This is a genomic window from Dakarella massiliensis (genome assembly GCF_001182045.1).
Lineage (GTDB): Bacteria > Pseudomonadota > Gammaproteobacteria > Burkholderiales > Burkholderiaceae_F > Mesosutterella > Mesosutterella massiliensis.
In genome coordinates, this window is record NZ_CVTY01000004.1 from 90,252 (window position 1) to 112,191 (window position 21,940).

General features: G+C 56.9%; 16 protein-coding genes. 10 read left to right on the plus strand and 6 right to left on the minus strand.

Annotated elements, in window-relative coordinates; genetic code table 11:
* Positions 1 to 50: 50 nt before the first annotated feature.
* On the minus strand, positions 51 to 2,702 hold the full coding sequence (gene leuS / locus BN1936_RS00580) for a leucine--tRNA ligase (RefSeq protein WP_022444633.1): 2,652 nt from the start codon (positions 2,700 to 2,702) through the stop codon (positions 51 to 53).
* Between the two features lie 286 nt (positions 2,703 to 2,988).
* Between leuS and BN1936_RS00585 the strand changes: the two genes are divergently transcribed.
* The 3 genes from BN1936_RS00585 to BN1936_RS00595 all read left to right on the plus strand — a co-directional run bounded on the left by BN1936_RS00585 (position 2,989) and on the right by BN1936_RS00595 (position 8,409).
* Complete coding sequence (locus tag BN1936_RS00585) at positions 2,989 to 5,385, plus strand: ATP-dependent helicase (RefSeq protein WP_049686400.1); 2,397 nt, start codon at positions 2,989 to 2,991, stop codon at positions 5,383 to 5,385.
* Positions 5,386 to 5,552: 167 nt separating this feature from the next.
* Entirely contained in the window at positions 5,553 to 7,886 is a 2,334-nt protein-coding gene (locus tag BN1936_RS00590) for an inorganic phosphate transporter (RefSeq protein ID WP_022444631.1), read from the plus strand.
* An 85-nt stretch (positions 7,887 to 7,971) separates the two neighbouring features.
* A complete protein-coding gene (locus BN1936_RS00595; RefSeq protein ID WP_022444630.1) occupies positions 7,972 to 8,409 on the plus strand; it encodes a prolyl-tRNA synthetase associated domain-containing protein in 438 nt (145 codons plus the stop codon).
* Positions 8,410 to 8,467: 58 nt separating this feature from the next.
* Here the strand turns inward: BN1936_RS00595 and BN1936_RS00600 are convergent, their stop codons facing one another.
* Together BN1936_RS00600 and BN1936_RS00605 are read right to left on the minus strand one after the other, a co-directional pair.
* A complete protein-coding gene (locus BN1936_RS00600) occupies positions 8,468 to 9,127 on the minus strand; it encodes a response regulator transcription factor (protein WP_082164407.1) in 660 nt (219 codons plus the stop codon).
* Entirely contained in the window at positions 9,124 to 10,833 is a 1,710-nt protein-coding gene (locus BN1936_RS00605; RefSeq protein ID WP_187367740.1) for a sensor histidine kinase, read from the minus strand. Before BN1936_RS00605 ends, BN1936_RS00600 begins: the two co-directional genes overlap by 4 nt.
* A 631-nt stretch (positions 10,834 to 11,464) precedes the next feature.
* Between BN1936_RS00605 and BN1936_RS00610 the strand changes: the two genes are divergently transcribed.
* The gene (locus BN1936_RS00610; RefSeq protein ID WP_022442972.1) at positions 11,465 to 13,072 is read left to right on the plus strand and encodes an amidohydrolase; all 1,608 of its coding nucleotides are present in this window, start codon (positions 11,465 to 11,467) and stop codon (positions 13,070 to 13,072) included.
* A gap of 9 nt (positions 13,073 to 13,081) precedes the next feature.
* Here BN1936_RS00610 and BN1936_RS00615 read toward each other — a convergent pair whose 3' ends face one another.
* Positions 13,082 to 13,720: a LysE family translocator gene (locus BN1936_RS00615; protein ID WP_049686402.1), complete on the minus strand. Its 639-nt coding sequence runs from the start codon at positions 13,718 to 13,720 to the stop codon at positions 13,082 to 13,084.
* 137 nt (positions 13,721 to 13,857) lie between these two features.
* Between BN1936_RS00615 and BN1936_RS00620 the strand changes: the two genes are divergently transcribed.
* Entirely contained in the window at positions 13,858 to 14,784 is a 927-nt protein-coding gene (locus tag BN1936_RS00620; protein WP_022443026.1) for a LysR family transcriptional regulator, read from the plus strand.
* Positions 14,785 to 14,844: 60 nt separating this feature from the next.
* Here BN1936_RS00620 and BN1936_RS00625 read toward each other — a convergent pair whose 3' ends face one another.
* The gene (locus tag BN1936_RS00625) at positions 14,845 to 15,081 is read right to left on the minus strand and encodes a hypothetical protein (RefSeq protein ID WP_082164422.1); all 237 of its coding nucleotides are present in this window, start codon (positions 15,079 to 15,081) and stop codon (positions 14,845 to 14,847) included.
* 444 nt (positions 15,082 to 15,525) lie between these two features.
* Between BN1936_RS00625 and BN1936_RS00630 the strand changes: the two genes are divergently transcribed.
* From BN1936_RS00630 to BN1936_RS00650, 5 genes are all read left to right on the plus strand, one after another.
* Entirely contained in the window at positions 15,526 to 16,323 is a 798-nt protein-coding gene (locus tag BN1936_RS00630; protein WP_022444001.1) for a MetQ/NlpA family ABC transporter substrate-binding protein, read from the plus strand.
* Positions 16,324 to 16,556: 233 nt separating this feature from the next.
* The gene (locus tag BN1936_RS00635; RefSeq protein WP_022444002.1) at positions 16,557 to 17,351 is read left to right on the plus strand and encodes a MetQ/NlpA family ABC transporter substrate-binding protein; all 795 of its coding nucleotides are present in this window, start codon (positions 16,557 to 16,559) and stop codon (positions 17,349 to 17,351) included.
* 301 nt (positions 17,352 to 17,652) lie between these two features.
* Positions 17,653 to 18,444 carry a MetQ/NlpA family ABC transporter substrate-binding protein gene (locus BN1936_RS00640; protein ID WP_022444003.1) on the plus strand — a complete coding sequence of 264 codons (792 nt, stop codon included), beginning with the start codon at positions 17,653 to 17,655 and terminating at the stop codon, positions 18,442 to 18,444.
* A 613-nt stretch (positions 18,445 to 19,057) separates the two neighbouring features.
* Positions 19,058 to 20,032 (plus strand): LysR family transcriptional regulator, encoded by a 975-nt coding sequence (locus BN1936_RS00645; RefSeq protein ID WP_022444004.1) that lies wholly within the window; start codon positions 19,058 to 19,060, stop codon positions 20,030 to 20,032.
* Between the two features lie 231 nt (positions 20,033 to 20,263).
* On the plus strand, positions 20,264 to 21,118 hold the full coding sequence (locus BN1936_RS00650) for an adenine nucleotide alpha-hydrolase family protein (protein WP_049686405.1): 855 nt from the start codon (positions 20,264 to 20,266) through the stop codon (positions 21,116 to 21,118).
* A gap of 464 nt (positions 21,119 to 21,582) precedes the next feature.
* Here BN1936_RS00650 and BN1936_RS00655 read toward each other — a convergent pair whose 3' ends face one another.
* Positions 21,583 to 21,885, minus strand: coding sequence for an integration host factor subunit beta (locus tag BN1936_RS00655; protein WP_049686485.1), 303 nt, complete (start codon positions 21,883 to 21,885; stop codon positions 21,583 to 21,585).
* Positions 21,886 to 21,940 lie beyond the last annotated feature (55 nt).

Below are 21,940 nucleotides of genomic sequence, written 5' to 3' on the forward strand. Positions count from 1 at the left end.
ATAGCGGAAAGAAGAGCCCATGCAGGCTCTTCTTCCAACCGACGGGCTTATCAGGCCTTCGGAGCCGGAGCGACGATATTCACGAGACGCTTCGGAACGATGATCACCTTTTTCACCGGGGTGTCGCCGAGGAAGCGGGACACGTCGGCATCGGCGAGGGCCGTCTTTTCGATCTCCTCACGGCTGGCGTCCGGCGAGACCATGATGCGGCCGCGGAGCTTGCCGTTCACCTGGACCACGAGCTGAATCTCGTCAGCGGCAAGCGCTTCCGGGTCCACCTTCGGCCACGGGGAGTCGATGATTTCGCCGAGTTCCTTCACATACCCGAGCTCATCCCAAAGGGAAGTCGTGATGTGAGGAGCGAGCGGGTAGAGCACACGCAGCAGGAGCGAGAGCGATTCGCGGAGCAGCGCGGCGCTGCCGGCGGAACCATCGTCCTTGAAGCTGTCGATCTCGTTCATCATCTTCATCGCAGCCGATACAACCGTGTTGTACTGCATGCGGTCAAGGTCAGCCGTCGCCTGAGCGACGTTCTGATAGAGCGAACGGCGAAGGTTCTTCTGATCCGCGGTGGCGGTCTTCGGATCAAAGGCACCGGCGGAGGCGAGTTCATCGCGCTTCGCGTAGGTCCAGCTCCAGAGACGGCGCAGGAAGCGGAAAGTGCCCTCGGCGCCGGCGTTGCTCCAGGCCGCCGACTGATCCGGGGGTCCCGCGAACATTACGAACGTACGGGCGGTATCGGCGCCATACTTCTTGATGATGTCGCGCGGTTCAACCACGTTGCACTTCGACTTCGACATCTTCTGGATACCGGCTGACTTCACGGGCTGGCCATCTTCCTTTGCGATTGCGCCGGTCGGACGGCCCTTTTCATCCGTCTTCACCTCGATTTCATCGGGGTAGTACCAGCGGACATGACCATCCGGGAGCTCACGGTAGAAGGCTTCGGCGCAGAGCATACCCTGCGTGAAGAGGCGCTTGAACGGTTCATCGAATTTTACGAGGCCGAGGTCGCGCATCACCTTCGTCCAGAAACGGGCGTAGAGAAGGTGGAGCACGGCGTGCTCAATACCGCCGATGTATTGATCCATCGGATTCCAGTAATCGTTCCGGCTGTCCACCATCGCGGTGTCACAGTCCGGCGAGCAGTAGCGCATGAAGTACCAGCTCGAATCAACGAACGTGTCCATCGTGTCGGTTTCACGCTGAGCGGGGCCGCCGCACTTCGGGCAGGTCACGTTCAGGAACGCCGGATCCTTGGCGAGCGGATTGCCGGAGCCGTCCGGAATCTCGTTCTCAGGAAGCACGACTGGCAGGTCTTCTTCAGGAACCGGAACGGCACCGCACTTCGGGCAGTTGATCATCGGGATCGGAGTGCCCCAGTAGCGCTGACGGGAAATGGACCAGTCGCGGAGACGGAACTGCACGTGCTTTTCACCCAGGCCCTTGGCCTTCAGGTCAGCAGCAATAGCGACAATCGCCTCATGGAAGTGGAGTCCGTCATACTTGCCGGAATTCACGCAGTAGGGGTTCAGCGTCTTGTCGCCGTACCATTCCTGCCAGTGATCCGTCGTGAATTCGGGAACGCCGTCAAGGTTCACCGCCTGGCGGATTTCGATCCCGTAACGCTTCGCGAACGAGAAGTCGCGTTCATCGTGCGCCGGGACGCCCATGACGGCGCCTTCGCCGTACGTCATCAGCACGTAGTTGCCGACCCAGACCGGAACATCAGCGCCCGTGATCGGGTGACGGACCGTGAGGTTCGTCTTGATGCCCTTCTTTTCCTTTGTCGCCATATCGGCTTCGGAAACGCTGCCCTTCGCGCACTCAGCAACGAAAGCGGCCACCGCGGGATCGCTCTTCGCGGCATATTTCGCGAGCGGGTGCTCAGCCGCCACGGCGACAAACGTCACACCCATGATCGTGTCAGCGCGCGTCGTGTAAACGCGGAGCTGATGCTCTTCGCCTTCAAGCGTGTAGGGGAAGGCAAAGTCCACACCTTCGCTGCGGCCGATCCAATGGCGCTGCATCGCGCGGACCTGATCCGGCCAGCCGTCGAGCTTATCGATGTCGTCCAGCAGTTCCTGGGCGTACTGCGTGATGCCGAGGTAGTAGCCCGGGATCTCCTTACGCTCAACCACAGCGCCGGAACGCCAGCCGCGGCCGTCAATCACCTGTTCGTTGGCGAGCACGGTCTGGTCCACCGGGTCCCAGTTCACTACCTGGGTCTTGCGGTAGGCGATGCCGCGCTTCAGCATCTGCAGGAAGATCCACTGATTCCAGCGGTAGTACTCCGGCTTGCAGGTCGTTACTTCGCGCGACCAGTCAAAGGCGAGCCCCAGCGGCGCCATCTGCGACTTCATGTCAGCGATGTTCGCGTACGTCCACTGCGCGGGCGGCACCTTCTTGGCAAGCGCGGCGTTTTCAGCCGGCAGGCCGAAGGAATCCCATCCCATCGGAGTCATGACGTTGTCGCCGCACATACGGCGGTAACGGTACAGCACGTCATTCAGGGTGTAGTTGCGTACGTGGCCCATATGCAGCTTCCCGGAAGGGTAGGGAAGCATCGAGCAAACATAGAATTTCGGTTTTTCATGGCCGGAGGCATCAAGCGCATGCTCGACCGCGCGGTAGACATCCTGTGCCTTCCACTTGGCCTGAACTTCCGCTTCGACGAGTTCCGGAGAGTAGGTCTCACGCATTGGAGGATTCCCAGTCTTAAGGAAATAAAGAGTTAGATTAGTTAGTATATCCCGCGGAACAGGCTGTAACGCCAGTCAGCACGCCCGGAACGGCTGACAGGCAGATGGTCTGAGTCTCATTTCCGCCTTTCCCCGCTCTTTCCATGCGGGTAGAATTTCAACCCCCTTTCAGCGAAGGATCCGCGACCGAGCGGTTCCTGTGCGGCTCCGGCTTCGTCCTGTCAGAGGATGGACACCCGAGCGACGCTTCGCCTCTCTCTTTTCACTCAATTTGGACAGAAGACCTATGACAGATCCTTTACTCGACGGCCTGAACCCTGAACAGCGTGAAGCAGTGACGCTGCCTGATCAGAACGCACTCGTGCTTGCCGGCGCAGGATCCGGTAAGACCCGGGTACTGACGTCCCGTATCGGGTGGCTTATCCGCGAAGGACGGGCGACGCCTGGCAGCATCCTCGCCGTGACCTTCACGAACAAGGCGTCGCGCGAAATGCTGTCGCGAATTGAGTCTGTGCTGCAGGTGAATACACGCGGCATGTGGGTCGGCACGTTCCACGGTCTCTGCAACCGGATGCTTCGGGTGCATGCTGCGGACGCCGGGCTGCCGTCCGGTTTTCAGATCATTGATCAGGCGGATCAGCTCTCAGTCGTGAAGCGCGTGATGAAGTCTGCCGGAATCGATAAGGAAACGATTGAGCCGAAGATCGTTCAGCACTTCATCAATCAGCATAAGGAAGCCGGGGAACGGAGCTCAGATATCCGGTCGCTGGATGCCCGGACGCCGAACGGCGCTGTGTCGCTTGAACTCTACCGGCTGTACGAAAAGCTTTGCATGGCAGAGGGGGTTGTGGACTTTGCTGAACTTCTTCTGCGTTCCTACGAGCTTCTGCAGCGGAACGAACTGATCCGCCGCCACTATGAGAGGAAGTTCTCGCATATCCTCGTTGACGAGTTCCAGGACACGAACGTGCTGCAGTACCGCTGGCTGAAGACGCTTGCCGGGTACGGAATTCCCGGCATGGCGCGCGAACCCGGCATCACGAATTCAATCTTTGCCGTGGGTGATGATGACCAGTCGATTTACGCGTTCCGAGGCGCGAATGTTAAAAATCTGACTGACTTCACGCGTGAACTCGGTGTGGATCATGTGGTGAGGCTGGAACAGAACTACCGCTCGACCGGCCATATTCTGGATGCCGCGAACGCGCTGATCGGAAACAATACGGGACGTCTCGGCAAGAATCTGTGGGCGGACTCCGGAAAGGGCGAAAAGCTTCGCGTTATGCCGACCGGAAGCGGTGAGGCTGAGGCCCAGTTTGTGGCAAACGAAATCGAGGCTGAACACCTTCGGGGCCGGAAGTACGAGGATTTCGCGATTCTCTACCGCTCAAACGCGCAGTCCCGGGCGCTCGAATCCATTCTGATGTCAGCCGGCATTCCTTACCGGATCTATGGTGGTCATCGGTTCTTTGAGCGGGCGCACGTGAAGGACGCGCTTGCCTATCTGCGCCTCATTGAGAATCCGAATGACAATACGGCTTTTCTCCGTGCCGTGAATACCCCGACCCGGGGTATCGGCGCGAAGACGCTTGAAGGGCTTTCCGCCGCGGCGGAAACGGCCGGTGTCTCGATGATGACAGCGGCGAAAAACAGCCCGACCAAGGCCTCCGCGTTCTCTGACCTCATTCTCAGTATCCGCGATAAAGTCGCGGATCTCCCGCTTGTCGACGCGGTGAAGGTGGTGATTGAGAGCTCAACCCTCCGGGCGGCGGTTGAAGCCGCCGATAAGAAGGAACACACCGCGAAGGCCGAAGACCTCGATGAAATCGCGAATGCGGCCGCCGCCTTCCTGAAGAACGCCGAGATCGACGAAAAGACGCCGGCGCTTCTTCCGGTGTCTGAGGATGAGCTGTCACCGCTTGCCGCGTTCCTCGCGCTTGCCACACTGGAGGCTGGCGACAATCAGTCGGAAGCCGGCGCCGATGCCGTGCAGATGATGACGGTGCATGCCGCGAAGGGTCTTGAGTTCCCGGTGGTCTTTATTACGGGACTTGAGGAGAATCTTTTCCCGCACGCGAGCGCGATGCGTGAGAACGGTGACTCCGGGCTCGAAGAGGAGCGCCGCCTGATGTACGTCGCGATTACCCGGGCGAAGCGCCGTCTCTATCTCTCATACGCCGCGGTCCGCTTTATCAATGGTCAGCGTCAGGATGAGATGCCGAGCTCATTCCTTGACGAGATCCCGCAGGAGCACCTTGAGTGGCTCGCGGATCCGCAGGCCGCGTCCCGCGAAAGCTGGGCGTCCAGCAGCGGCTCCTGGGGCCGCGGAGATGATGAACCGCACCGCGGCCGCGCGAGCTACGGTCACTGGGGCGAGCGGCGCGGATCTTCCGACAGCCGCGGAACCGGTGATCGCGGCACCTTCATGGGCAACGCTTACACGTGGAGCCCGAAGGGGAAAGACGCGAGCTACAACGGCTCGAAGGATGAGCCTCTCCTCAAAAAGCGGAAGGCGGGTCCCGACGGCTGGCAGGCGGGTCAGCACGTAAAGCATCCTAAATTTGGGAAGGGGGTAGTTGTTTCCGTAATCGACAGCGGAGATATGACGAAACTGCAGGTGGCTTTCGTCGGGGGCGGCGTGAAGCAGCTCCTCGCGAAAATCGCAAAACTTGAAAAAATCTGATCTTTCCCGCCCTCCGCCGCGTCCGGTGTGTCCGGTGTATGACGAAACATACGCCGGATGGCCTTCCTCTCAGGTATGATGAGAGACATCAAAATGCGGTAGGTGCGTGCTGACGGAATTTCCGTGTTTCACTGTCAAAAACGGGAATTCTTCCGCGCAATTGGGCAATGGAGACATTCTTTCTCGTTATTCTGGGCTTTCTCGCGCTCCTCGCGGCGATTGACCTTTTTGTCGGCGTCAGTAACGACGCCAGCAACTTCCTCAATTCGGCAGTCGGTTGCCGGATTGCTCCCTATAAAGTCCTTGTCGCGGTAGCCGGTCTGGGCATTCTGCTGGGTGCCACCTTCTCCGGTGGCATGATGGAGATCGCGAAGAAGGGCGTCTTCAATCCGGGAATGTTCTCGTTCTCAGACGTGATGGCGATTTACTTCTCCGTCATGGTGACAGACGTCGTTCTGCTCAACTTCTTCAACTCTATGGGGCTTCCGACATCGACCACGGTGTCAATTGTGTTTGAGCTGCTCGGAGCCGCGGTTGGTTTGGAAGTGAACCGGATCCTGGAGCGGGGCGGGTCGCTTGTTGAAGTCGGTGCCTACATCAATAACGAGAAAGCGCTGACAATGATTTCAGCGATTCTGGTTTCGGTTGTCGTAGCCTTTATCGCAGGCGCCATTGTTCAGTACATTCTCCGCGTGATCTTCTCCTTCCACTACGAGAAGATGTACAGAAGGATCGGCGGTATTTACGGCGGTTTCGCGGTCACGATGATCTTCTACTTCCTCGTGATGAAGGGCGCGAGCGGCGCCTCCTTCATGACGCCGGAAATGATGCAGTTCCTCGACACGAATACCTGGCCTATCCTCGGAGTGCTCTTTATCGGCTCTACAGTGCTGATGCAGCTCGGGCTGATTCTTTTCAATCTCAATATTTTCAAGATCGTCATTCTCGCGGGCACTTTTGCCCTGGCCTTCGCCTTCGCGGGGAACGACCTTGTGAACTTCGTCGGCGTGCCGATTGCGGCTCTCGACAGCTATCACATCTTCTCTGTTGCCCAGGGTGCTGATCCGAACACCTTCGCGATGGGAGCTCTCGCTGAACCGATTCCGGCTCCGACACTCCTTCTGGTGCTCTCCGGCATCATCATGGTGCTCACGATCCGTTTTTCGAAGAGCGCTCAGCGCGTGATCGAAACGTCAGTCAATCTGTCCTCCAGCACCACGGGTGAGAAAGAGCAGTTCGGTGCCTCGATGCCGGGCCGTATCATCGTGCGTTCGGCAATGTCGGTGGGGAACGTCATTTCGAAGCTCACGCCGTCTCCGGTTAAGAAGTGGATTGACACCCGGTTTGAGCCCATTATTCCTCGGACCGGAACCGAGCCTCTGCCGTTTGACTATGTCCGCGCGTCGATCAACCTGATCCTCACGGCTATTCTGATTTCGTCCGCAACCTCTCTTCAGCTGCCGCTCTCAACGACTTACGTGACCTTTATGGTTGGCATGGGATCGTCTTTCGCTGACCGTGCCTGGGACCGTGAAACGGCTGTTTACCGTGTGTCCGGCGTGCTGATTGTGATTGTCGGCTGGTTCCTGACGGCTCTCACCGCGTTCGTCGCGGCGGGCGCTGTAGCCACCGTCGTCCTCTGGGGCGGGAAAGGCGCCTGCATCATCCTGATGCTGATTGCCGTTGCCGTGATCGTGAAGGAAAACTTCTTCGCCAGCGATGAGAAGCAGGCCGCGACCGAGACCCTTCAGAGTCTCGACCGCTTCGGTGTCCGCAAGCTTCTCAATAAGGCTGTGGCGAAGAATTTTGAAACGTCCGTGACGATCTTCCGCGACATGATCCGCTGCTTCCTCGACGATAACGAGCGAGGGCTTCGCGAGGTTTCAAACCGCGCCGGTGAGTTCTTCGATAACGTGTCGGAAGGCCGTGCCCGGTACTACCAGATGGCGCAGCGTCAGGGGTCTCACAGCGATAACGACGCGAAGTTCTTCTACTACCGCAGCTACAGCAATATGCGCGAAGTCTGCCGCACACTGAAACGCACGGCGATTCAGGCGCAGGAGCATGTGGCAAACCGCCACCGTGTTTTCAAGGGGGAGATTGCCGGAAGCCTTGAGCAGCTCGTGCAGGTGCTTGAGGTGTTTGAACAGGATATCCGGGATTTCAGCGGTGGCTGGGGCGATACAACAGAGCTCCGTGAGCGTTCTAAGAAAGTGTCGGATCTGATGGACCAGTATCAGGAGCTCCTGCTTTCTGATATTCATCACTACGATCTTTCGCTCCGCGGCTGCGAGCTTTACATGATCTTCCTGCAGTTCGCCCGTGACCTCCTGAACCGCTATGACATGGTGGTCATTCTGCAGAATCACCTGAACGATATGTGCGAAAGTGAGAAGCCGTTCACCATTCCGGAAGCAGGAACTGAACCGCCGGCATCCGGCACGGGGGACGGCACGCCTTCGGAACCGGCTGCGAAACCCGTGGGAGGTGCCGCCGCATGACTGAGGCAGAAGAGAGGAAAACGACAACAGGCCCGGTCCCTGGCGTGAGGGGATTCCATTCACGAGTTTTATTCATCCCCCGATCATGACGGTAGCGGAAGGGGCTGAGATTGCCGCGCGTACGGGAGGGCTCTGCTGCAAGAACCTCTTCCTCAAAAACAGGAAGGGCGGTTTCTTTCTTCTCATGATTCCGCACTGGAAGCGGCTTGACAGTAAGGAGCTCGCGCATCAGATCGGGAGTCCGAGGCTATCGTTTGCCGGGGGAGACGATCTGAGGCAGCTCCTTCACCTGTATCCCGGGGCGGTAAGCCCGATGGGACTCATCTTTGACCGGGAGGGAGCTGTGCAGGTACTCCTTGACCGCGAGATCATGAAGCACCCGAAGGTCGACTGCCATCCATGCCGGAATGACGAGACGCTCACCATGACGCCGGATGACCTTGTGAACCGGTTCATGCCGGCGACCGGGCACCCGGTACAGTGGGTGGATATTCCGGAGCCGGAAGAAAAAACGGAGTCCTGATAATGAAAGACCGTGAAGCATCCGCTTCACGGTTTTTTATTCGGAGAAAAGCGGGGTCTCAGCCTGCGGGAGGTTCCCATCCATCGTCGTCTCCAAGTTTTCCCCGCTCAAGCAGCACGGTAACCGGAGCGAGTTCCGCGGTATTGTGAACATCGAGTTTCCGGTATGCGGAGAGACGATGTACCTGAACCGTGCGTTCACTGATAGCGAGCTTAGACGCGATCTGACGGTTCAGAAGCCCCTTGGCGGCGAGACGGATGATTTCCCGCTCGCGTGTCGTCAGACGCCCGAACCGGGATTCCCACTCAGCTTCATCAATCGGGTGCTCGCGGCTGTCACAGTCCTTCTGAACCGACCGGGCTACCGTTGTGAGAAGCCTGTCCGGCTGCACGGGCTTCTGAAGGAATTCTTCAGCTCCTGCCCGTATCGCAAACACCGCGGTGTCAATATCCCCGTGCCCGGTGAGAAAGATGATCGGAAGCGTGATCCCCCGTTTATTCATTTCCGCCTGTACCTCAAGTCCGGAAACATCCGGCATCCGAAGATCCAGGATCAGGCAGCCAGGGCGCGATGGCCGGTCATTCACGAAAAAATCGCGGGCTGTGGTGTAAGCCGCGACATCCCAGCCTTCGCCGCTCAGCAGCGCTTCCAGTGAAATCAGCTGGTCCTCGTCGTCATCCACCGCGCGGATCAGTGGGGTTTCGTGTTCAGTCGTCATGATGGTGATGCCTTGTCTTTCGATTGGGGAGCAGTGGCTGCGCATGCCTCAGAAGAGGCCCCTTTTGCCTCTTCAAGGGGAATCGTAACGCGGGCCAGCGTGATACCGCCTGAGCGTGAGAGCTCAAGACGCCCGGATATCTTTTCCACGAGTGTTTTTACGATGAGAAGCCCGAGCCCAAGACCGTTTCCTTTGGTGGAGTGAAGCGGGGTGGGGGTGAGGGGGGTATCAGCGTCAGATTTGTTACCGGACCCGTTGTCCTCAACCGAAAGAACGGCGAATCCGGCATTTTCCCCCAGTGTCACAGCGACTCGGGGAGCAGGGTTGGACGCGCAGGCTTCCGCCGCGTTTTTGATGAGGTTATTGGCGACAAGCTCCATTTCCAGTTCATCCCACGCGGCAAAAAGCGGCTTTTCGGGAAGTGAAAGCGTGATACTGATATCGGGGTGTGCGAGGCGCCGCATGGAGGCCACACGCTCCAGAGACGCGGAAAAATTCACCGGCACCAGTTCCCCATTCCGGTTCTTCGCGTAGCCCCTGACGCGCTCAATGATTTCAGAAGAGCGCCAGCTCTGTTTTTCAATCAGCGCCTCCATGCGTGTGACAACGGGGGCCGGCGGCGTTCTCTCAAAAAGCCGCTCCAGGGTGCCGCAGCAGTTGGAAATTGTGGATAGCGGCCCATTCAGTTCATGCGTAATGAGGCTTGAGATAGCGCCGATCACGCTCACGCGCTCAAAGGTCTCCAGTTTCTTTTCAGCCTCAAGTTTCCGCCGGGTGGCAGCTTCTTCGGCGAGTCTCGATTTCTCGAGTTCCGCGGTCCGCTCCTCAACGAGCTTTCCGGATCTCCAGCTGTGGAAAATGAGGAGAAAAATGAGCAGAACGCAGAAGAGAATTGGGGGGCGGTATTTGCGGACAAAGTCGCCGACCGACTCGACCCGAAGATAGGCGTAAGGACCGGCTTTGAGTGTCCTGAAAAGCCCGTCCACCCGGGCGAAGTCTGATACGACGCCCCAGGCTACGCCGTGACTTGTCTCAGGCATCGTGAGGAGCGCGACTGTGACAGCGCGGCTCACGGGCGCCGTGGCGGTCTGAGTCGAAATAAAAGTCCAGTACGGGTAGAGATCCGTTGATGTGCGGCAGTGGAAAACGGCGTCCGGCTTTTTCAGGCTGACAGCCCGGAACTGCTTCGCGTATTCCGGTGTCGTTTTCTCAAGCTGCTCAAAGGTGCAGGTCCGGGCGAGCGCGAAGTCGGCATCTCCTCTCTGCACAGCGGCCAGCAGGTTGGTCATCGGGGAACCTGCTTCAACGTAGTGAAAGTAGTGATCGGGCGAGAGTCCCCGGGCGGCGAGCTCGCCCTCCGGGATATAGACACCTGAAAACGCCTCGATCCAGCTTACGGCCGCCCGTTTTCCCTTCAGGTCTTCAATGCTCTTATAAGGGGAATCGTAGGGCACAAGAATGAGCGACCCCACGGCTTCACTCGGGTTCGGGGCCTCACGGGTGATCATCGTCGCGATGTCACGCAGCCCCTGCACATACACGCGCCGGTAGAAGCCGGCGGTCTCAAGAAAGAAATCGACTTCCCCATGCCGGATCGCGTATTCGAGTCCCGGGATTGTGTAATTCCGGATCTCAATCTGATACTGAGGGAGTTTTTTCTTCAGCCACGCAAAGGTGGCAAGAATATCGGGGCGCTCTTCCGGCATGAAGTTTCGTTCCACGTAACCGATGCGGACGATCCTCCGGCCGTCAGCCGCGACGGGGGAGGGTTTTGCGGAAAGGCTGGATACGGAAGCTGAGGCTTCCGTAAGAGCGGCGGCTCCAGCTGGGAATGGCAGACAGAAAAACGCGGCGGCGAGAAGCGTTATGAGGGCTGTGAGCAAAACGCGGTCTGAAAGACCTGAGAACCCGCAGCGCCAAAACCTTGATTGTCTGTCTCTAAGCCGCATCAGAAGGATCTCCCCGGTAGCTTCACCCATCATAGCGGGGAAGGAATCGGGGAGCAGGAGAGATTCTGAGAAAAAAGCGGGGAAAGGAGATGGGAGACACCTTCTCCCTTAAATCCTTTCCCCGGCTTAGGTAACCGGTTAGAAACCAGAGTTCTGCGTGAGTCTCTGAACTCTCTGTTTCTGTTGAAAAAGATTCTAGGGGAAGGGGCTACTTAGGTAGCATGTTGGAGAACAAGCCAAAGCGTTTTTGTTTCCTGGATCCGCATCGGAGCGGCCAGGCTCCGGGAATACGGTCCCGCATTCCGAAAAAGTCCAGCTGATACGTGTATAAATGAGCTCACATCGGTCCCGAAGTCCGACACGGGGACCGCCTTGGAGAATTTTCAGCATGACGACGACGCTTTACCGGAATGGAAAGGTTTTTACGGGGACAGGCCCGGATCACTTCGCCTCAGCGTTTGAGGTAACAGACGGTGTGTTTTCCTGGGTTGGTGAGGAGGGCGATGCCCCCTACAAAGCCGACGCGGAGGTGGATCTTTCGGGAGCTTCTGTAATCCCGGGGCTTATTGAAGCCCATGAGCACGCGCTGATTGTTGCCGGCATCGCGAATTCCACGGCGTGCACGATTCCTGCGGTAACCGATATCCCGTCGATGATTGAAGCCCTCCGGAAGAATCCCTCCTATGGGAAAGGACCGGATCGGTGGATCACGGGCTGGGGGTACGACGAAACGAAGCTCGCTGAGCATCGGACCCCGACCCGTCACGATCTGGATCTCGTCAGTACCTCGCAGCCGATCTATATCATCCGGTCTGACTGTCACTCAGGCATCTGCAACACGAAGGCGCTGGAACTTGCCGGTGTCACCCGAGATACGCCTGATCCTGCGGTAGGTGCTTTCGGCAGGGAGGCGGACGGGACGCCGAACGGCATTCTCTTTGAGCTGGAGGCGAACGCCAGGGTGAGGAGTCTCGCCGAGAAACCGGATTTCGAGAGTGTCGTGAAGGTGATCGCGGGATCTGCCCGGCACTTTCATGAACGCGGGTATTCGGTTGTCACGGAAATGATGGCGCGCCGTTCCCCTCTGAATACGCTTGAAGCGTTCCGGGCCGCGGAGCCGCTTGGGTTTGACCTGCAGGCCGCGCTTTACCTCGTCTGGGAAGGCGGTGAGGATGAGCGGGGCATGGCAGACATCACGGAGGAAGAAAAAGCGGGCCGCATCCGCATCGCAGGAGTCAAGCTCTTTGCGGACGGCTCAGTTTCCGGCCGCACGGCCTGGGTGAATGAACCGTATCAGGATGGGACGACCGGGCTCTCAACGCTGACTCCGGCTGCGATCCTGGCGGCCGTTTCCTTCGCGAAACGAAATGGCGTGCAGCTTGCGATCCATGTGATGGGAGATCACGCGATTGATCAGATTCTCGAGGTGCTCGAGGGCGAAACCGACTGGCTTCAGGGGGTGCCGAGCGTGCGGCTTGAGCATGTGACGCTGATTACGCCTGAGCAGCTTGAGCGGATCCGGAAGAGCCGTCTGACATTCGGTATGACAACCCAGGTGATCTTTCCTTTCGCGGAAATTGAGAGCTATGAGGCGTCACTCTCCCCGGGGCCTTTTAAGCGCATGTATCCGGTAAAAACACTGGAGAAATCGGTGGAGGCGCTGGCCCTTTCGTCAGACAGCCCGGCGACCACCTGGATGGATCCGGACGATCCTGCGGTGTCGCTTGAAGCCGCGGTGCGGCGTGTGGCTTATAACGGCCATCCGATCAACCGTGAGGAAGGGGTGTCACTTGGCACCGCGCTTTCACTCTACACGGGGCGGGCCGCGAAGCTCTTCGCGAAGGAGTCACCGGCCGGTGTCATCGCGCCTGGGGCCGAGGCGGACTTCAGTATTCTGGAAGCGGATCCTTTTACGATGCCCGAAGACCGGATCCATGAGATGCGGGTGAGGCGTGGTTTCCTCCGCGGCGCTGAGGTGTTCCGCCGGGAGGACTGACCTGGCAGTTCAGAAGAAACCGGACAGAATCTTTGCGAACACCATGAGACCGAGCGCGATAAAGAGAATGCCGCTTGTCCGGTTAATGATGAGAGATGCGCGGGTGCTGTGAAGGGCACCCCGCGCCGCTGTCGCGATCACGGCGTATGCGCTGTGAATCAGAATGAGAAGGACGCTGAAAAGCGCGATCAGGACAGTTGCCTGGGGCCAGAAGGGGCTTTCCTTCATGACAAACTGAGGAAAGAGCGCGAAGAGGAAGAGAAACAGCATCGGGTTCGTGCCCTGAAGCAGAACCGCGTTCCGGAAGAGCGTCCACTGGGATTCAGACGCCCGGTCACTCGCGGAAGCGAGCCGCATCAGGTCAAAGGGTTTTGCCCGGAGTCCCTGGATTCCGAGGTAGATCAGATAGAGACCGTCGATCGCCTGGAGCGTCGTGAAAAGCACAGGGCTCGCGGCCAGCACAGCGCCCAGACCTCCCGCTGTCAGAAATGACACGATAAGAACACCGACCGCGTTTCCGGCCACACAGGGCCAGGCGTACCGGACACCGTATTTCAGTGATCCGGTCACCGTGTAGAGCACACCGGCTCCGGGGGTCACGATCGTAGTGAAGCAAAGCAGAAGGTAGAGCGGCAGCTGCGACGTCATTTTTCTTCAGAATCAGAAACCGGGAGACATTTCCGTTGAAATCCATTCTATGAAAGCACCCACGGAAAACGGGTTTACAGTCAGCGTTAAAATTTTTTAATACCGATATCGCTGTGCATAAGACAGATGAGGGCATCATGAGAAAGCGGCCGGATGGAAAACTTTTTGAAGCGCTCGAAGCTTTTGCGGCGGCTTCTGATGAGCGGAGTCTCAGTAAGGCGGCGAGGATTCTTGGATGCTCAACTCCGACGGTGGCCTCAATGATCACGCGTCTCGAATCCGATCTCGGAGTCAGGCTTCTGCAGCGCACCGCGCGGGGTGTGTCGCTCACTCCCGAAGGCGAGGCGCTGCTCCCCAAAGCCCGCTCTGTCGTCAGACTGGCGTCGGAGTTTGAGCGGGATGCGGTCACAGTGAGCCGTGAAGCTATCCGGGAGATACCGATCGGGGCAGTGGAAGCCTGCCTTTTCCAATTCCTTCCGGACTTCATGCGGTACCTTGATCAGACGCTTCCCGGTGTCAGGCTCAGCGTCACGCTCTACGACACCGCGGACCTGGTGGCAGCGCTGCTCGCGGGTGAGATCTCAATCGCTTTCGGGCGATTCGCGGAACTCTCTGTCCGCGGGATTTCTCTTCAGCTGCTGAGTGAGGAGCCATCGGTTCTCATCGTGCCGCGGGATCATCCTCTCAGCAGGAGAAAGATTGTGACGTGGGAGGACGTCCGCGATGAGGAATGGATCATGACGCTACCCCGTGTGAATCCGGGGTACGCTGCAGCGTTTGTCAGAGCCTGCCGGACGGAAGGCTTTGAGCCCCGTGTGCGTCACAGACCGGAAACGATCCAGCATCAGATCGCCTATGTCGCCTGCCGGGAAGGGATCGCGCTGATCCCGGAGTCTTATCTCAGCTCAACTCCGGATGCGGTCCGGGCGGTGACTTTCGAGGGACCGCTCCCTTCCATCCGTATGTCGGCCGCTGTCAGCCGCCTCAGGTCTGATCCACTGAGAGATCAGGTGCTTCAGGAGGCTATCCGGTTCGCGAGTGAAAAAACTCCCTCCCGGCAATAAAAATCCCCGGCTTTCGTAAGAAAGCCGGGGGGACTGCATCAGGCAAAAAGTCTGATGGAATTACTTCGCGGCAGCGGAGCTGGCCGGAGCGGAAGCAGCGGCAGAAGCAGCAGCGGAGCTGGCGGCAGCGGAAGCAGCCGGAGCAGAAGCAGCGGCGGAAGCGGCAGGCGAAGAAGCTTCCATCGTAGCGGCAGCAGAAGAAGCCGGAGCGGAGGCCGGGGCGGAAGCCTGCTTGGAGCAAGCAACAGCCATCATGGCGATAGAGGCGGCGGCAACAATCTTCAGAGCAGTATGCATGTTGAAAAACATCCTTAAAAGTGACTTCCCGGCCTTATAGGCAGGGAGAAAACAAAACAAAGTTCTGTTCCCGACCTGGAACGCAGAGAGGCACTTAAGTCTGCGATCTCCTGTTTCCCGAGAACAGTTCCGATTCTAGATAAACCTTTTGGGCTTATCCACAAGAGTTAGTGTTTTCGCCACTAGGGATTTCCTTTTGGGGTAAGAACTGATTTAAAAACAAAAAAATCATGACCGGATTACCAGTCCCGGATCTCAGAAGAAAAGCCATTCCGGTAATACCTGTGCGGTGTCAATTCAGTAAGTAATACCTATTTGGTGTAATAAGCGGGCAATCGGTACTGTTCGGTAAAGGGAGCGCGGATCAATACCGATCCAAAGCCTCTTCTCAGAAAAATCCTACGGCTGGCAATGAACAGCCGGACTGAATCAAAGGAAACCCATATGAAACGCCGCGCACTGCTCCAGACATCCTTTCTTCTGCCGTTGACACTGATTGCGTCGAATCCGGCATTCGCCTCCGTGAAACGCCTCCGGATCGGGGTGACGTCAGGTCCTCACGCGGATATTCTCCGTGCGGCCCTTCCCGTTGCGAAGAAAAACGGGCTGGACATAAAAATTGTTGAGTTTCAGGACTATGTGTCGCCGAATGAAGCGCTAGCCGCCGGCGATCTGGACGCCAACATCTTTCAGACTGAGTCTTACCTTGGTCTCATGAATAAGCAGCGCCGTTATGGGCTCGTGCCGGTCGGCCGGACGATTACGCTGCCGCTCGCCTTTTACTCCAACCGCTATAAGAGCTTCAGCCAGGTGCCGCAGGGTGCGCGGATCGGAATCCCGAATGATCCGTCTTCAGAAGGCAGGGCGCTCTATGCGCTGCAGGATGCGGGAATCATTAAGCTGCGGCCTTCCGCTGGCCGCGAAGGTTCCCCGCTTGATGTCATCTCAAACCCGAAGAAGCTGAAATTTGTGGAACTGGATCCCGCGCAAACCGCCCGGTCGCTTCCGGATCTGGATGTTTCCGCGGTGAACGGCAACTACGCGTTCCTCGCCGGGATCATGGGGAGCGGGAAGGCGATTCTTTATGAAAAGCCCGCGTCGCTTTATATCAATCACATCGTTGTACGCGAGAAGGACAGAAATGCCGTCTGGGTCAAGCCGCTCGTGAAGTCCTACCAGGACGCTTCTGTCCGCGATTTCATCCGGAAAACCTACCGCGGCGGTGTCGTTGCGAATTTCTGACGGACATAACCTGAGGGGCGGAACTTCAGCGGTAATACCTGAGTTTCGTCAAATGCCGCTGGTAATACTTTTTTGAACACAGCTCTCCCTTCAGGTAACTTTTGACTCAACGGGATCCCCTGATGCGCTTCTCCTCCGCCCGATGGGGATTCCCGGCAAAGACAAAATTCCCGGCAGCCGGCACTCACTCTCTCAGGTGACGGCGGCTGAAAAGCTATAAAAGGACAAACATCATGCTTCGCCGCTCACTTCTTATCTCTGCATTCGCTGCATCCCTGGCCTTCGCGATTCCCGCTCAGGCAGCCCCCGTCAAGACGCTGAAGATCGGTGTCACGGCCGGCACTCACGCTGAAATTCTCCGCGCCGCTCTGCCGATCGCGAAGAAGAACGGCCTTGACATCAAAGTGATCGAGTTCCAGGACTATGTGTCTCCGAACGAAGCTCTGGCTCACGGTGATCTGGACGCGAACATTTTCCAGACGCTCTCCTACCTGAAGCTGATGAACAAGCAGCACAACTATGGCCTTGCCCCGGTTGGCAAGTCGATCACCGAGCCGCTTACGTTCTACTCGAAGAAGTACACGAGCCTCTCCCAGCTTCCGACCGGCGCGAAGATCGGCATCCCGAACGATTCGTCCACCGAAGGCCGCTCGCTTTTTGTGCTTGAACAGGCGGGGCTCATCAAACTGAAGGCCGGTGTCGGCCGTGAGGGGGCACCGCTTGACGTGATCTCGAATCCGAAGAAGCTGAAGTTCGTGGAGCTCGATCCGGCCCAGACTCCCCGTTCCCTCGATGATCTGGACGCGGCGGCAGTTAATGGCAACTACGCCTATATCTCCGGTCTCACGAAGACCCGCAAGGGCATTCTCGTTGAGAAGCCCGGTCCTGAATACGTGAACTACATCGTGGTTCGCGAGAAGGATAAGAACGCCGCCTGGGTGAAGACCCTTGTGAAGTCCTATCAGTATCCGTCTGTCCGCGCTTTCGTGAACAAGTCTTATAAGGGCAGCGTGATCGCGAACTTCTGATAGAGAAGCCCGGTTTCAGAATCCCTTTGACGCCCTCTGGCTTAGCCCTGCCCGCACTTCCCTCGGGCAGGGGAGGCCGGAGGGCGTTCTTCGTAAGAGATCTATTTCCGACAGATGCGGTAATACCTGAGACGTGTCAAGCGTTTCAGGTATTACTTTTTTGAGTTCAGCAAAGCCTTCCGGTAATTTAATTCTCAAGGACGGGCTGGAGCGAGTCTCCCTCCCTCTTCGAAAACCATTCAAAGACATCATTGCTTTTTCAGCCGGCACTTCAAGCGGCTGGAGAGAAAAGGAAACTGCCATGCTTCGCCGTACTCTTCTCATCTCTGCTCTTGCTTCCACCCTTGCTCTCGCGGTGCCCGCCCATGCGGCGACCAAAACCCTGAAGGTTGGCGTGACGGCTGGTCTCCACGCCGAAATCCTCCGCCAGGCCCTACCGATTGCGAAGAAGAACGGACTCGATATCAAAGTGATTGAGTTCCAGGACTATGTGTCTCCGAACGAAGCGCTTTCCCACGGCGATCTCGATGCCAATATCTTCCAGACGCTTTCTTACTTTGAGCTTCTGAATAAACAGCGGAACTATGGCCTCGCCGCCGTCGGCAAGACAATTACGGCTCCGCTCACCTTCTACTCGAAGAAGTGGAAGAGCTTCAGCGAGATCCCGACCGGCGCCCGGATTGCGATTCCGAACGATCCGTCGACAGAAGGCCGCGCGCTCTACGTGCTGCAGGAGGCGGGCATTATCAAGCTGAAACCCTCCGCGGGCCGTACCGGAACGCCGCTTGATATCGTCTCGAATCCGAAGAAGCTGAAGATTGTGGAACTGGACCCGGCACAGACGCCGCGCGCGATCGATGATCTCGATGCCGCTGCCGTGAATGGCAACTATGCCTACATTTCCGGTCTTTCAAAGACCCGCAAGGGGATTCTTGTCGAGAAGCCCACGGCGAACTACATCAACTACATCGTGGTCCGCGAGAAGGACAAGAACGCTGCCTGGGTGAAGACTCTCGTCAAGTCCTATCAGGATCCGTCAGTCCGCGCGTACATCAATAAGTCCTATAAGGGCAACGTGATCGCCAACTTCTGAATCTGAAAAACTCCTGAGGTCGCAGCCCCCGCAGTGTCTGGCATGGTCTTCCTCCAAGCCGGGCATTGCGGGGGTGTTCTTTTGGGTGAAGTTTGAAACGCATGATTGGGAATCGCCCGCAATTCCCTATTTTTGAAAGGTTATCGACAGCATTCCATATGATAAGATTTGATCTCAGATACTTCGGAAGAATGATGCAGGTCGGTCATTTCCCCGCGGCCACGGCTGTCGGGAGCGTCTGATTCAAGAGGGCTTACGCCCCGCAGAAGACCCGGGAAGAAGCTGAGAAACCTCTCGGCAGGATTCCAGATAAGCAGTCGGGCATTCACCAAACGCGAGCTTCCAGGTACGGCGTCTGGAGCCGCGTCACACAGGGCGGACCCAGCCGTCTGGCCGCCGTAACCCTCGGCAGGCAGCGAGTCCGGGAAACCTCCGGACAGAGCCGGGGTCGTATCATCTGGTTCATTTCAGCACGCGCTCGGGCGATCAGTCTCACGCTTTCCCGGCAGAGCTTCTGCTCCGACATACCGCAAGCGGAAACCGACAGCGGATAACGGAGAGAACGGCCAGATTTTGGTTTTCGGCGAATTTCAATATCTGGAGAATAAAAATTATGAGGACTCCAGCAAACGAACAGTTTCAACTGGATCAGCTGAACGACTGGCGAATGCTTATCGACGTGGTGAAAGCCAGGTCGATGAAGATTGCCGCACAGAACCTCGGCGTTGCCCCGTCAACCGTCACGCGCCGTATCGATAAGCTCGAAACGACCATGGGAACGAAGTTTCTTCTCCGTTCCAACCAAGGGCTTGAACTCACCCCCGAAGGACGCGTGGCTTTCGCAAACATCAGCCATATTCTGGCGGAATACGACGCATTTCTTGCCTCATTCCAGCGCAGCCAGAAAGAGCCCCCTCAGAAGATTTCCATCACCTGCCCGTCAGTTCTCGCGGACTGTGATCTGATTGGACTTATCACGGATTTTCAGAAGCGCTATCCGCAGACTTATTTCGAGATCTACGACACACCGGAAGAAATCAAGGGTGAACCGGATCTCTGCTACTGGTTCGGGACACCGACGGGACGCGATAAGAACCGTCTGCAGCCGATCTGCTCCTTTCATCCCGTGCTCGCAGTAGCCCCCTCTTATATAGAGAAGTACGGTGAACCGAAAGAACCAGAGGATATTCTGAAGACGCCGGTTTTCTTCTTCTACCGTCCTACGGGCGGAGAAGGGACGACTCTGACGTTTACAAAGAATGGCGAAACGCGCGAAGTCCGTATTAATCCGTCGCTGCGTTCCAGTGCGTATCTGCCGCTCGTCCCCTCAGCCCTTGGCGGCGAAGGGGTTCTTGCGAACATCAACAGCCTGATGGTTGATAACTACCTGAAGACCGGTGATCTGAAGCTTATTCTCACCGACTGGAAGCTCCCCGCCGTTCCGATTTATCAGGAGGTGAATCCGACCCGTGAGCGCGATCCTCTGATCAGTCAGTTCATCGAGGAAGTGCTGACGCATGTCCACGGCATCATTAAGGACATTCCGGGCTTCATGGGGTATGAAGAAAGCCCTGGCGGTATTTTCTGAAAGTAGTCCGGGAAACCTTAAAAAGAGGAGAACAGCAATGTTCTCCTCTTTTTTCAGGGAATTTTTCTTCATACGAGAAAATCCGACAAGAAATAGCGAGAAAAGATCCACTCGGAGTAAGTCGGAATCGGTATGCTTATACCATTCATACTCAGTGTGGATAGATAGTAAGGAAGACTCCGAAACGATTGCTTCCTCTGTCAATTTCTGCGGCTTAAGGAGAGCCTTGTAATGGAAGGTTTATCGAACGAAGCGAACGGGCTGCTGGAGCGGCTACGTAAAGCGCTGGAAGATGTGGCGCCTCAGGGGCGTTTTGCTATTGCTTATTCGGGCGGGCTCGACAGCCGGTTCCTTTCTCATGCCTCCAAACTTCTTGGATTCACGCCGACCTTGCTTCACGTCACCGGCTCCCATGTTGGAGGAAATGAAGAGGAAGGGTATCGCTGGGCGCGGGAGAACGGCTTCGAAATCCGGACTCTTGAGCTGGATCCTCTAAACGTACCCGAAGTGCATGACGGCACCAAGTATCGTTGTTACGGCTGCAAGAAGGCGGTTTTCACGGCACTTCTTAAAGAAGCCGGTGATCTTCCGCTCTGTGACGGCACAAACCATACGGATGGAGAAGCGGGTGTCTGGCGCCCGGGTATGATCGCGCTTAAGGAACTCGGTATTCATTCGCCCCTCGCGGTAGCGGAACTTGGTAAGCCTGAAATTCACCGTCTTGCGGCTGAAACCGGAATGGAACGCCCGGACCAGCTTCCTGAGCCCTGCCTCCTTACGCGTTTTCCTTACGGTATGACACCGACTGAACCTGTGCTTCAGAGGCTTAAGAAGGCAGAGGAGGCCATACGTAAGACGCTTGAGGCTGAAGGAATGGAAGCGATGACCTATCGGCTCAGGATCGTCTCTGAGGGGCATCCTGAGATTCATTTCGACCTCGCCACCTGGACCCATCTCACAGATCGGGAGAAGTCAGTGATCCGGGAGGCAGTGGTGAAGACGGATCCGGAATTCTTTTCAAACATCAGCCTGCGGGGAATGGAAAAACTGTCCGGGTATTTTGATCGGGTATCAGGAATCGTCTGACAGCTCTCTGACGCGGTTTTCCAGGGAATCAGGCCTCTCACAGAGACCTGATTATTTTTTAGGCAGTCTTTTTTAATCTTGCTCTGTTTTCAGGTTAAGCAACTTATCCAGTGATTTTTCCACTCTTCTGTGGATAACTTGGAAACTTACGCACCGGAGCGGCTGAAACCGGCAGTTCTGGAAGATTCCGGGAAATGTAAAGATTCTGGTTTTCTTTTCCTGATATCAAACAACACAGGATTCAAGCTGGTATACCGTCCGGTTTATAAAGAAAAAATGCTGTAATTACTTCCGTTAGGTGCCGCAAATTGTGCCTGACGCTCCTCATATATGTTTTTATGAAGCCCGCCCATCCGTAATGGATTTGAGCGGGCTCTCTTTTTATCCAGGTCTGGAACAGGGTGAAAAAAACCTGCCGGCGAATGAGCGCTGGCAGGTTTTTTTATGAAAGCAACAGGCCTGAATTATTCGGCGAGAGGCTTCCGAGAGTGAGAATCCACCACTTCTCGCATTTCCTTACCTGGCTTGAAGTGAATGGAGTACTTCGGCGGAACCGGAACGCTCTCGCCGGTACGCGGATTGCGACCGATACGGGCAGGACGGTAGTTCAGCGAGAAGGAGCCAAAGCCGCGGATTTCAATCCGGCGGCCGCTCGTAATTGCCTTTCCCATTTCTTCAAAGAGGATGCGCACTGCTTCGTCAGCTGACTTGTTCGACAGTACGGGGAGGCGTTCATTCAGCATGGAAATCAGTTCAGAGCGGGTGATGGGGGACGGCATTTCAAAATCCTAGAAGCATTAAAAATCAAAAAAGGGCTACGAA